The following is a 12,152-nucleotide window of genomic DNA, read 5'->3' as shown; positions in this document are numbered from 1 at the left end:
TGGATTGATGATGGTCGTTGCAAAAACATCAACTCCGCCTCAATGTCCATCTGTTGCCATGGGCGCCTCAGAAAACACCAAAATCCGCCCAAAATATGCTTTTTGCGCGACGTCTTGATTGACAGCTGGTACGCCCGACATTCTCATGTGGAAACAGACGTGCAGGAGAACACATTCATGAGCCAACTTGCCAATCCTACATCCACAGAGATGGAACGGGATGCCCGGCAGATCCACGACGACAAGCCGGTCGAACCGAGCAATATTGCTATCGGGGTCGTCATCGGCAGAATGTCGGAATTTTTCGACTTCTTCGTGTACGGCCTCGCCTCGGTCCTGGTTTTCCCTCGAGTGGTCTTTCCGTTTGCCGGAGACCCGGTCACCGCCACGCTTTACTCGTTTGCGATCTTCTCGCTCGCGTTCATCGCGCGTCCTGTTGGCTCGGTGGTCTTCATGTGGGTCGACCGTACCTATGGACGCGGCACGAAGCTGACGATTGCCCTTCTCGTGCTCGGGGGCTCGACGGCCTCGATCGCCTTCCTGCCCGGCTATGAGACGATCGGATACTGGTCGCCGGCTCTGCTGGCGCTGTTCCGTCTCGGCCAGGGTTTTGCGCTGGGTGGAGCCTGGGACGGTCTTGCATCGCTGCTGGCACTGAATGCACCGCCGAACCGCCGCGGCCTTTACGCGATGATCCCGCAGCTCGGCGCGCCATTCGGGTTTGCGCTCGCGAGCGTCCTGTTCGGCTATTTCGTCTTCAATCTCTCCGACGCCGACTTCCTGAGCTGGGGCTGGCGCTATCCGTTCTTCGTCGCGTTTGCCATCAACGTTGTGGCCCTGTTTGCTCGTCTGCGTATTGTTGCATCGAAAGAGTTCGGCGATGCGCTCGAAGCGCACGAATTGCAGGCAAAGCCGGTTCTGGAAGTGCTGCGCGTTCACGGGGGCGACGTCGTTCTCGGCGCCTTTGCCCCGCTTGCAAGCTTCGCGATGTTCCACCTTGTAACGATCTTCCCGCTAAGCTGGGTGACACTTTTCGGTGGCCAGAGCGCCGGGAAATTCCTGTTCGTCCAGGTCATCGGTGCTTTGCTCGGTCTCGTGACGGTCGTGATCTCCGGTCTTCTTGCAGACAGGATCGGTCGTCGCCGCCAGTTGATCATTGGTGCGGTGATCATCGCCATCTTCAGCTTTACGGCGCCGTTCCTGCTGAATGCGGGCGGTACCGGCCAGGATGCATTCATCATCATCGGCTTTGCCATCCTCGGCCTTTCCTTTGGTCAGGCCTCCGGTTCGGTTTCGTCGCGCTTCAGCCAGCCTTACCGTTACACCGGTTCGGCCCTGACCTCCGACCTCGCATGGTTGGTCGGCGCAGGTTTTGCGCCACTGACCGCGCTCGGTCTCGCGAGCCAGTTCGGCATCATCTTCATCGGCGGATACCTGATTTCGGGTGCCATCTGCACGATCGTCGCCCTGATGCTCAGCCGTGCACCCGACAGGTCGGCCGACAGCCCGCAGGGTGTCGCGACCTGATCGAACGGGTTAAAGCCTATAGACAGACGAAAAGGGTCAGCCAGCGCTGGCCCTTTTTATTTCGGGCACAGCGTACCCGGCCAATTACAGTGCCAGGGCGACGGTCTTGATCACCGCATAGACGGGCAGTCCGGTTCGAAGTGCAAGGCGCTGCACCGACAGGCCGGTGATCCGGGCAAGAACCACGTCTTCGCCACACCGGATCTTGACGCGCACCATGCCCTCCCCTTCAGCATCCATCTGGGCGATCTGCCCTTCCAGAATGTTGAGGGCGCTCAGGCCTTCGGGTTTCCTGGTGGCGAGCATCACATCTCGCTCCGGGACATGGAGCCTGACGCTCTGTCCAACCTGCGCCCGCGCGTTCGAAACGACGAGAACTTCGGACGAAAGCCGCACAGTCGCCAAGCCATGCGCCGAATCGATCGCTTCGACGGTTCCGGAAAGCACCACGCCGGCTTCGCGGCGCTCTGTGGCCAGTACTTGGCTGCCGGACAGCACGTCCGACGGTGTGCCTGATATCTCCACCCGACCGTCGCTCATCATCACGACGCGGTCCGAGAGCCTCGCCACTTCCGCGACCGAATGGCTGACATAGACGATGGGCATCGCGGTCTCATCGCGCATCCGCTCCAGATAGGGCAGGATTTCGGCCTTTCGCTCGTCGTCGAGCGCTGCGAGTGGTTCGTCCATCAGGAGCAGTCTGGGTGACGACAAAAGCGCTCGGCCGATCGCCACGCGCTGCTTTTCGCCACCGGAAAGGTTGCCCGGCCGGCGGTCGAGGAGCGGACCGATGCCGAGCAGTTCGACGACATGCGAGATATTTTCGACCTGCCCTGACTTGGGCGCGAACCATTTTCCGTAAAGAAGGTTCTGGCGGACGCTTAGATGCGGGAAGAGCCGTGCTTCCTGGAAGACATATCCGAAGCGACGCCTGTGCATTGGCACGAAGATGCCACGTTCGGTATCCAGCAAGACATCGCCGTCGATCTCGATCCGTCCGCGCTGCGGTTTGGAGAGGCCGGCAATGGCGCGCACCAGCGATGTCTTTCCGGATCCCGAGCGGCCGAACAGCGCCGTCACGCCGCCTGTCGAGGTGAAGGATGCGTCGAGCACGAAGCTCTTGAACGACTGCCGCACGTCCACGATCATCGTCATTCGACCGCCACCTTGCGTCCGACCAGATAGGCCATGAATTCGGACGCGAGCAGCGCCGCAAACGAGATCGCGATCGCCACGATGGTAAGACGCATGGCGCCGACATCACCGCCGGGAACCTGCGTGAACGTGTAGATCGCTGCCGACAGCGTCTGCGTTTCGCTGGGGATATTGGATACGAATGTGATCGTCGCACCGAATTCACCCATGGCCTTTGCGAAGGCGAGGATCATACCGGCGATAATGCCGGGAAGAATGAGCGGCAGGGTAACGGTCAGGAAGACCCAGAGGGGACTGGCGCCAAGCGTTCCGGCCGCCTCCTCCAGCTTCCGATCGACAGTCTCGATCGACAACCGGATCGAGCGGACCATCAGGGGAAATCCCATCACCCCGCAGGCAAGGGCGGCACCCGTCCAGCGAAAGGAGAGGACGATGCCGAGATAGTCCGCGAGGAACGAGCCCACCACGCCACGTCTTCCGAAGACGATGAGCAACAGGAACCCGGTCACAACAGGCGGCAGGATCAGCGGCAGAAGCACGATGCCGTTGAGGATCGATTTGCCCCAGAATTTTCCGCGCGCCAAGACATAGGCGACGAGAATGCCGAGGGGCAGGCTGACAAGGACGGCCACGCTTGAGACCCGAAGGCTCAGGCGCACCGCCGTCCATTCCTCCTCGCTGAGTACCAACCAGTCCAACGCTGCTTCCCTTCAGACATCAGCCCAAGGGGCCCAAGTCAAACTGGCTTACTTCAGAACCGTAAAGCCTTCCTTTTCGAAGAAAGGCGCGGCTTTGGCGGACTTCAGGTAATCGAGATAACCCGCGGCATCCGGCGATTTTGAATCCGAGAGAATCGCAATCGGGTAGATAATCGGCGCGTGGCTGTCCGCAGGGAAGGTTCCAACCACCGCGACACCCGGATCGGCAGCGGCATCGGTTGCATAGACGATGCCGTAAGGCGCTTCGCCGCGCGACACCAGCGCGAGCGCTGCCCTCACACTTTCGGCACCGGCGACGCTTTTTTCGACCGACGACCAGATGCCGAGCTTTTCCAGCGCCGACTTTGCGTATTTGCCCGCAGGAACCGAATTCGGCTCACCCATGGCAAGCTTGCCGCCGTTCAGAAGCCGGGCAAGGTCGAGACCCCTGATGATATCGACCGGTGCGGCATTCTCTTTGGGCGCGACCAGCACGATTTGATTTCCGAGCCAGTTGGACTTTGTGTCTTCCTTCACCAGAGCCTTGCCGGACAGATAGTTCATCCAGTCGAGATCCGCGGAGACGAACACGTCTGCCGGCGCACCGCTTTCGATCTGCTTGGCGAGCGCCGAGCTTGCCGCATAGGAGGCGGTCACCGGCTTGCCATAGGCCTTGTTGGCAGCGTCGAGCGCATTCTTCATGCTGGCTGCAGCAAACACCGTCACCTTCTCATCCGCCGCGGCCGGAGCAGCCAGCACGGCGAGAGACAGGGAGACTACGAGGACGGTCATCAACCCTTGAAAAACATAGGAACGTCGAGTCTTACCATTCATCCAATCGCGCTCCCAGGCATAAGCAAGATATCCATCTCGATATATCGTACGCGGAATTTTTGCCAAGGGATATATTCGGCGAAATATCTCGCCGGGTAAGCCGATCCAGAACGCTCCTCCACAGCAATCGGCCCCAAGCACCAGCATCGAGCGCCGCACCGATGGTCTTAATCACCGGTGCTGCTTTGCGGGTTCAAACAACGCGACCGAGCCGGTGGTACAGGTTCGAGTATTTTACCGCCTCCGGCTGCTCCTTGATTTCCTGCAAATAGTGACTGATCGCGACCCGGATGAGTTCGAAGTCCTGGTTTGAGAAGACGGCTCTCGATCGTTCGGGTTGTGACGTCTTGGTCTCAGTATTTGTCGACATTTCAGCTCCTCCGTTGAAAGTGTACCTCGAAGGAGCATCGCTCCTTCGAGGCGTATGATCCTGCAGCTCAAGCTGCAAACTGGTTCATCGTATTGTGCTCTCCAGCCGCCTTCAGCGCCGCATCGCCACCAAAATATTCCTTGTGATCGTCGCCCAGATCCGAACCGGCCATATTCTGGTGCTTCACCGCTGCGATCCCCTGGCGAATTTCCTGCCGCTGAACGCCGGCGACGTAGCCAAGCATTCCCTGATCGCCGAAGTACTCCTTCGCAAGATTGTCGGTCGAAAGAGCGGCCGTGTGGTAGGTCGGCAGGGTGATCAGATGATGGAAGATGCCTGCTCGCTTTGCTGCGTCACGCTGAAATGTCCGGATGCGCTCATCAGCTTCTTTGCCGAGTTCCGTACCGTCGTAGTCGACGCTCATGAGCTTCGCACGGTCATACGCCGAAACGTCCCTGCCCTGCTCGACCCACACGTCAAAGACCTGTTGCCGGAAGTTCAGCGTCCAGTTGAAGGAAGGCGAGTTGTTATAGACGAGCTTCGCGTTCGGAACGACATCGCGAATGCGGTCGACCATCCCGGCGATCTGCTCGATGTGCGGTTTCTCGGTCTCGATCCAGAGAAGGTCCGCGCCGTTCTGGAGCGCATTGATGCAATCGAGCACGCAACGATCGGCACCCGTGCCGGGTCGGAACTGGTAGAGGTTCGAGCGGAGGCGCTTCGGACGAAGAACCTTGTCGCCACGGGTCAGCAGGACGTCACCGTTCGATCGCTGGCCCGCGCCGACCTCCTCGCAATCCAGAAACGAATTGTACTGGTCGCCGATATCGCCTTCGGAGACCGAAAAGGCGATCTGTTTGGTCAGCCCGGCGCCCAAAGAATCCGTGCGAGCCACGATGACGCCGTCGTCCACTCCCATCTCGAGAAAGGCGTAGCGCAACGCACGGATCTTCGCGACAAAGTCTTCATGAGGGACGGTAACTTTACCATCCTGATGACCACACTGCTTCTCGTCGGAGACCTGGTTTTCGATCTGAAGAGCGCAGGCCCCTGCCTCGATCATTTTCTTGGCGAGCAGGTAGGTCGCTTCGGCATTGCCGAACCCGGCATCAATATCGGCTATGACCGGGACGACGTGCGTTTGGAAATCATCGATCGCGGAGGTGAGCTGCCGTTCCTTGACAGCATCGCCTGCCTCCCGGGCTTTGTCGATTTGCCGGAATATGTCGCCCAGTTCACGAGCATCGGCTTGCCGCAGGAACGTGTAAAGCTCGTTGATCAATGCCGGTACGGTCGTCTTCTCGTGCATCGACTGGTCTGGCAGCGGCCCGAACTCCGAGCGTAACGCGGCGACCATCCAGCCGGAGAGGTAAAGGTAGCGCCGCTCCGTGCTTTTAAAATGCTTTTTGATCGATATGATCTTCTGCTGACCGATGAACCCATGCCAGCACCCGAGCGACTGCGTGTACTTGGACGGGTCGTTATCATACGCGTCCATGTCTCGCCGCATGACCTTGGCGGTGTATTTGGCGATGTCGAGGCCGGTCTTGAACCGGTTCTGAAGCCTCATCCTCGCAACGGCCTCGGGTGTCATTCCAGTCCAGCATTCATTCCCACCAATCAGGTGCTCGGCTTCTTCGAGTAGCTTTTGATACGACATGAGACCCTCCAATGTTTCTGTCCATGGGAGGATAACAGCCGGTAAGGCCATGGCGAGCCACGCTGAAGTCAAGCTGTCAAACTTTACAGAAGTTCTTCGTAATGCTGTAATGCTTGTATGGATAATCGTGTTTACCTTGGGCCGCGCTTGCGAAGACTTCGCCGGGACTTGGGCCTGAAGCAGGTAGAGATGGCGAGCGACCTCGACATCTCGCCATCCTATGTCGCGCTGATGGAACGCAATCAGCGCCCGGTGACAGCTGAAATACTGCTGCGACTGGCCAAGGCATATAAGATCGATTTTAGCGAATTTACCGCTGACGCAGGCCAGGATCTTGTCGCGCAGTTACGGCTTGCAGCACGAGACGCGATCTTCACTGACATCGATTTGAATGCGGTCGATATCGCGGATATCGCACACAGCTTTCCCGGGTTTGCTGAAGCGCTGCTGCGACTTTACACGGCATACAAAGAGGAGCAGTTCGCTTTAGCCGACCGGCGCCAACACACGACAAACGACGGACGCCCGTTTGAAGGGGATTCCATCGCCGCCGTCAGAAGCTTTCTAGCCGCCCGAAAGAACTTTTTCCCGATTTTGGACACGCTGTCGGAAAAGCTGGCGGGCCGGGTAAGCCAAGGCGGCGGTTTGCCAGCCTTCCTCCAGAACGAGCACGGGTTTAAAGTCCGAAGGCTTCCCACAGAGGTGATGTCAGGATCCCTCCGGCGACTTGACTGGCATCGCAAAGAACTGCTGCTCAACGAAGCTCTGGATCATTCAAGCCAGAATTTCCAGATGGCGCAGCAGCTCGCCTACCTTGAGTTTGAGAACGAGATTGCAAGCACCGTTGCCGAAGGGAATTTCGAATCGCAGAATTCGGAGCGGCTTGCTCATCGAGCCATCGCTGCCTATTGCGCGGGGGCAATCCTCATGCCGTATGCTGCCTTTGCCAAAGCTGTGGAGGCTCGCCGATACGATATAGACTCATTAGCCCGTTTCTTCGGGACGAGCTTCGAGCAGACTGCACACCGGCTCACGACGCTCCAGAAGCCCGGACACGAGAGAGTTCCCTTCTTCTTCATAAAGGTCGACGTTGCCGGAAACGTCTCCAAGAGACTGAACAGCGGCGCCTTTCCCTTTGCACGACACGGCGGCGGCTGTCCGTTGTGGACGGTCCATCAGGTGTTTACCTCTCCAAGGCGGGTCGTGACACAATGGATGGAGCTGCCTGATGGCCAAAGGTTCTTCTCGATAGCTCGAACCGTGCACTCGGGCGGTGGCAGCCACGGCCTTCCGAGCGTCGACCGCGCGATCGCGATCGTCTGTGAGGCTCGATATGCAGACCGGCTTGTCTACGCCTCAGAGCACCCTCAGACACATAAGCCGACGCCTATCGGCATTGCGTGCCAGCTCTGTCAGCGCACAGAATGCACTTCTCGTGCCGAACCGCCGATTGGACGGCAGGTACTTCCGGACAACTATCGGAGGACGGAGGCTCCGTTTGGGTTCTCCGACGCGTAGCCCGACTTAGGACGCGTACGATGTGCTCGACATGAGCAAGAAGGGTAATGGCGCTTTGCAAACTAACGGATGCTGTGAACGTGTCGGCGAGCCGGGCATCCTAACTCGAAGGCTTTCCAACCCTGCTGAACACGGGCTCAGCAGGGCCTTTTTGACAATTGGGTTGGTCCTACAAACCCATTGACAGGCCGGAGCAGCTCTCAGCCGGAACGCCTACTTCTTGGCGAAGGCCAGACCCGGATCGCCCTGTTTCTCGAAGGTCTGGATTTCCTTGTTGAAGTATTTGCCGTCTGCGCCTTTCTCGACGCTGCGCAGATAGATGTTCTGGGTGATGTGCCGGCTGGCCGGATCGATCGTGACGGGTCCACGCGGACTGGTCCATGACAGGCCTTTGACGGCCTCGACGGCCTTGGCCGCATCCTGCTTGCCGCCGGTCGCCTCTATCATTTTTGCGATGACATGCATGCCATCGAACGCCCCGACAGCCGGGAAGGAGAGTTCGGCAGGGTTGCCGATCGCCTTTTGCGCTGCTTCGACGAAAGCCTTGTTTTCGGCCGAGTCATGCGAGACCGCGTAGTGGAAACTGGTGGTAAGGCCAAGGCCGGCTTCGCCCAGAGCCGGCAGATCGGATTCCTGCGTCAGATCGCCTGTTGCGAAGAACTTGATCCCCGCAGCCTTGAGGCCGGTGTCGTTATAGGCCTTCACAAAGGCAAGCGTCGGCGGGCCGGATGGCAGGAAGGTGAACAGCGCTTGCGCGCCGGAATCCTTGATCCTCTGCATCAGCGGCGCGAAATCGGTTGTCGAAAGCGGCATCCGGATGGATTCGACAACCTGCCCGCCCTCTTTCTCGAACGCTGTTTTGAAAGCCGTCTCGGCATCGGCGCCTGGGCCGTAATCGCTGACCAGCGTGATCGTCTTGGTAACGCCGCCGTCCTTGGCGACCTTGGCGAGCGGCGTGGCCGTCTGCCAGGTGGTAAACGAGGTGCGGACCACATAAGGGCTCGCGTTCACGATTGCGGACGTGGCGGCGTTCATGACAACCATCGGCACATTCCCTTGCTGCAGCATGGGGGCCGCCGCCATCGCGTCTGGCGTGAAATAATATCCGGCGAGATACTGGACCTTCTCGCGAACGATCAGCTCCTGCGACATCGCTTTGGACTTGGCGGGATCGGCGGTCGGCACGTCGCGATAGACCACCTCGATCTCGTTATCGCCAACCTTCTTGCCGTTCAGGGCAAAGAAGGCATCGATACCCGCTTTGAAGTTTTTTCCCTGCAGCGCGAAAGGGCCCGAGAAGGGACCGACGACGCCGACCTTGATGGTCTCGGCATAGCTGGCTCCCGACATCAAGGTCAGTGCGAAAACAGTTGAAATCAGCGTCTTCATTAGGCTCTCCCGTGCCATGTGTCGCATCGCCTCCCGATGTAACGTTGCGAGAAGATTGCATGCGGTTCTGCAATGTAAAACCGAAATCGGCGTGTCAGCCGATTGCTATCCGTCAAATATCGCGCGGGGCATCGCGGCCGAGCTCGGTGATGTTGAAAGCGAGCTCGCCGGCCAGCCGCAGGCCCGCACCCGCCGCCATCACGATATGCGGCAGGACCAGCCATTCCAGCGTCCAGGCAGCGCCCGAGCGCTCCTGCTCGTGGACCATGGCCAGTTGCATGCCGGAAAGCTGGACCGCAGTGTAGCGCGAAAGAGCGACAAGCGCTTCGGCCGCCACCGGGTTCTGCTTGTGCGCCATGGCCGATGAGGCACCACCGCCAGACAGTGTTATCTCGCCACCCATTTGCGCGAGAAGAGCGATATCCTGTCCAAATTTGCCGAGGCTTCCGGAGATCGTGGCAAGGATGCCGGCGAACTCGGCAAGCCTGCTCCGCTGGCTCTGCCATTGCGGAGCATCGGCAAGACCAAGCTCGGCGGCCATCATGGCGCGCACTTGAGCCGCGTGATCACCCAGTTTTTCCAGCGTGCCGACGGCACCGCCAAACTGCAGCGCAAAGCCATCTTCGGCAAAGGCGGCAAGCAGATGTTTCTGCCGGATAAGCGGATGGCGCCAGGCATCCACGCGGTCCGATACCTTGATCGGCAAAGCCGCCTGCATGCGCGTATGCCCCATCATCGCGCGGGAACCGTTCGCCCGGTCCAGTTCACTGAACCGCTCGGCCAGATCCTGCAGTCGCCCTAACAGAAGTGTGGCGACCGATTTCAGGCGCAGCATCAGTGCGGTGTCGATCACATCCTGGCTCGTCGCGCCGAAATGGACATACGGGGCCGCCTCATCCCCGATCACACTGCGCAGCTGTCTGACCAACTCCGGCACGACGACACCGTCGCGGCCGGTCGCCTGCTTCAACTTGGACATATCAGGCGAAAACGACGCGCATGCCGCAGCGATCGCCTGCGCGGATGCATGCGGTATCAGACCGCTTTTTGCCTGCGCGGTGGCGAGAGATGCTTCGAACGCCAGCATCGCCGTGATCTCGGCCTCCGGAGACAGATGCCGAGACACTTCTTCATCGCCGAGCAGACCAGACAGGAAGGGATGTTCGAATGCGGAAACGGTCATGCCAGAATTGTCACCTTGCTGGTCTTTCTCGAAAGTAGCCGTCAGATATCGAAGAATATCGTTTCCTTGTCACCCTGGAGATGGATGTCGAAGCGAACCATATCCCCGTCCCGCTGCCCGATCAGGGTCGGCACCCGCACGCGATGCTCGATGCGGGCAAGGACCGGATCCTCCGCATTGGCGGTTTCCTCGTCGGAGAAATACATCCGTGTCTGCAGGCCAAGATTGATGCCACGCGCCACGATCCAGAACGTGACATGCGGCGCCATCAGCCGGCCGTCCCGGAACGGCACGCGCCCGGGCTTGATCGTTTCGAAAGCGAACTCGCCGGTTGCCATATCGCCGGGACAACGGCCCCACCCCAGGAAATTGGGATCGGCCGCACCGCGCGTTTCCGACGGGCTGTTGTAGATCCCGTCCGCGTCGGCCTGCCAGATCTCGATCAACGCATCCTTCAGCGGTGCGCCGGCACCATCATAGACGAACCCACGGATCGTGATCCGCTCGCCCTTCGTCTTGTCGGTCGCCATCGGGCCAGACCCGAGATCATGGTCGTAGATGCCTTCAAGGCCTGCGAAATTCGGCGTGCAACCGATATGCACGTAGGGTCCGGCCGTCTGGGATGGCGTTTCCTTTAGGTAGTTCAGCGGTTGCGCCATGATCAATTGCCTTCCAGACGATTTTCAAAAAGGGTCGAGCGGCGCCCGCGCAGGATGATATCAAACTTGTAGGCCCGCAGATCGTGCGGGATCGAGGCATTCATGTCGAGCGGTGCGATCAGGCTTTCGATCGCGTGCCTGTCCGGGATCGTCTTGACGATCGGGCAGAGCCAGATCATCGGATCGCCCTCGAAATACATCTGAGTGATCAGGCGCTGGGCAAAACCGTGCCCGAATACCGAGAAATGGATGTGCGCCGGACGCCAGTCGTTGACGCCGTTCGGCCAGGGGTAAGGACCGGGCTTTATCGTCCGGAAACAGTAATAGCCCTCTGCATCCGCGATCGCCCGGCCGAAACCGCCGAAATTGGGATCGAGCGGTGCAAGATAGCTTTCCTTCTTGTGGCGATAGCGTCCGCCGGCATTGGCCTGCCAGAATTCGACGAGAGCCCCCGCAACGCCCCTGCCCCGTTCATCGAGCACACGGCCATAGACCATGATGCGCTCGCCGATCGCGGATTCACCGGGCTTGGCGTAGTTGACGATCAGGTCGTTGTCGAATTCGCCGAGAATGTTGTGACCGAACACCGGCCCGGTGATTTCGCTGCGCGTGCCTTCGAGCGAGATCAGCGCCCGCTGCGGCGAGCGCAAGACCGAGGTCTTGTAGCCGGGCGTGTATGCCGGAGGGTGCCTCTCCCGGTCTCGGGCAAAGAAGGGTGTCGTTTCTGGTGGTGCGTTGCTCATTTCTGCTCCTCCGCAGCAGGCTTTGCCGCATCGATTTCGGCATAGGTGGCCTTGGCGATCTTGAAAGCGTGGTTGGCGGCGGGCACGCCGGCGTAGATCGCCACATGCATCAGCGCCTCGCAGATATCGTCGCGCGTCGCTCCCGTATTGGCCGTGGCGCGGATATGCATCGCCACCTCTTCATCATGGCCGAGTGCGGCCAGAAGCGCGATCGTCACCATCGACCGTTCCCGCTTCGACCATTGGTCCCGCGACCAGACCGAGCCCCAGGCGCCTTCGGTGATCAACTGCTGGAACGGCTGGTCGAACGGCGTCTCGTTGGCAAGAGCGCGGTCCACATGCGCCTCGCCGAGAACCGAGCGGCGCGTCGCCAGTCCCTGCTTGTAGCGTTCCGACGGGATGGAAGCTTCTGCCAT

At 59.7% G+C, this 12,152-nt stretch carries 12 protein-coding genes; 2 read left to right on the top strand and 10 right to left on the bottom strand.

Annotation, left to right across the window (positions count from 1 at the left end; all coding sequences use genetic code 11):
• Nucleotides 1-177: 177 nt before the first annotated feature.
• On the top strand, nucleotides 178-1,527 hold the full coding sequence (locus ACQY1J_RS04410) for an MFS transporter (protein WP_062454408.1): 1,350 nt from the start codon (nucleotides 178-180) through the stop codon (nucleotides 1,525-1,527).
• Between the two features lie 84 nt (nucleotides 1,528-1,611).
• Here the strand turns inward: ACQY1J_RS04410 and modC are convergent, their stop codons facing one another.
• The 5 genes from modC to ACQY1J_RS04385 form a co-directional block, all read right to left on the bottom strand.
• Nucleotides 1,612-2,682 (bottom strand): molybdenum ABC transporter ATP-binding protein, encoded by a 1,071-nt coding sequence (gene modC, locus ACQY1J_RS04405; protein WP_430249566.1) that lies wholly within the window; start codon nucleotides 2,680-2,682, stop codon nucleotides 1,612-1,614.
• Nucleotides 2,679-3,380: a molybdate ABC transporter permease subunit gene (gene modB, locus ACQY1J_RS04400; RefSeq protein WP_092664528.1), complete on the bottom strand. Its 702-nt coding sequence runs from the start codon at nucleotides 3,378-3,380 to the stop codon at nucleotides 2,679-2,681. Before modB ends, modC begins: the two co-directional genes overlap by 4 nt.
• A 48-nt stretch (nucleotides 3,381-3,428) precedes the next feature.
• Nucleotides 3,429-4,172, bottom strand: a complete 744-nt coding sequence (gene modA, locus ACQY1J_RS04395; RefSeq protein WP_184656013.1) for a molybdate ABC transporter substrate-binding protein — start codon at nucleotides 4,170-4,172, stop codon at nucleotides 3,429-3,431.
• Nucleotides 4,173-4,407: 235 nt separating this feature from the next.
• The gene (locus ACQY1J_RS04390) at nucleotides 4,408-4,584 is read right to left on the bottom strand and encodes a hypothetical protein (RefSeq protein WP_174197375.1); all 177 of its coding nucleotides are present in this window, start codon (nucleotides 4,582-4,584) and stop codon (nucleotides 4,408-4,410) included.
• Nucleotides 4,585-4,651: 67 nt separating this feature from the next.
• A complete protein-coding gene (locus ACQY1J_RS04385) occupies nucleotides 4,652-6,244 on the bottom strand; it encodes an isocitrate lyase (RefSeq protein ID WP_430249563.1) in 1,593 nt (530 codons plus the stop codon).
• A 117-nt stretch (nucleotides 6,245-6,361) separates the two neighbouring features.
• Here ACQY1J_RS04385 and ACQY1J_RS04380 point away from each other — a divergent pair, with 117 nt between their 5' ends.
• The gene (locus ACQY1J_RS04380; protein ID WP_430249561.1) at nucleotides 6,362-7,762 is read left to right on the top strand and encodes a helix-turn-helix domain-containing protein; all 1,401 of its coding nucleotides are present in this window, start codon (nucleotides 6,362-6,364) and stop codon (nucleotides 7,760-7,762) included.
• Nucleotides 7,763-7,975: 213 nt separating this feature from the next.
• On the opposite strand, the gene ACQY1J_RS04375 is transcribed toward ACQY1J_RS04380, so the two are convergent.
• The 5 genes from ACQY1J_RS04375 to pcaC form a co-directional block, all read right to left on the bottom strand.
• Entirely contained in the window at nucleotides 7,976-9,151 is a 1,176-nt protein-coding gene (locus ACQY1J_RS04375; RefSeq protein WP_113166552.1) for an ABC transporter substrate-binding protein, read from the bottom strand.
• Between the two features lie 112 nt (nucleotides 9,152-9,263).
• Entirely contained in the window at nucleotides 9,264-10,334 is a 1,071-nt protein-coding gene (locus ACQY1J_RS04370; RefSeq protein WP_430249559.1) for a 3-carboxy-cis,cis-muconate cycloisomerase, read from the bottom strand.
• A gap of 41 nt (nucleotides 10,335-10,375) precedes the next feature.
• Nucleotides 10,376-10,993: a protocatechuate 3,4-dioxygenase subunit alpha gene (pcaG, locus tag ACQY1J_RS04365; RefSeq protein ID WP_430249557.1), complete on the bottom strand. Its 618-nt coding sequence runs from the start codon at nucleotides 10,991-10,993 to the stop codon at nucleotides 10,376-10,378.
• Between the two features lie 2 nt (nucleotides 10,994-10,995).
• Nucleotides 10,996-11,736 (bottom strand): protocatechuate 3,4-dioxygenase subunit beta, encoded by a 741-nt coding sequence (gene pcaH, locus ACQY1J_RS04360; RefSeq protein ID WP_062454428.1) that lies wholly within the window; start codon nucleotides 11,734-11,736, stop codon nucleotides 10,996-10,998.
• A complete protein-coding gene (gene pcaC, locus ACQY1J_RS04355) occupies nucleotides 11,733-12,152 on the bottom strand; it encodes a 4-carboxymuconolactone decarboxylase (protein WP_062576770.1) in 420 nt (139 codons plus the stop codon). Before pcaC ends, pcaH begins: the two co-directional genes overlap by 4 nt.

The organism is Neorhizobium sp. DAR64860/K0K1 (assembly GCF_050500205.1).
GTDB lineage: Bacteria > Pseudomonadota > Alphaproteobacteria > Rhizobiales > Rhizobiaceae > Neorhizobium > Neorhizobium soli.
This window is presented reverse-complemented; position numbering and strand designations above follow the sequence as displayed.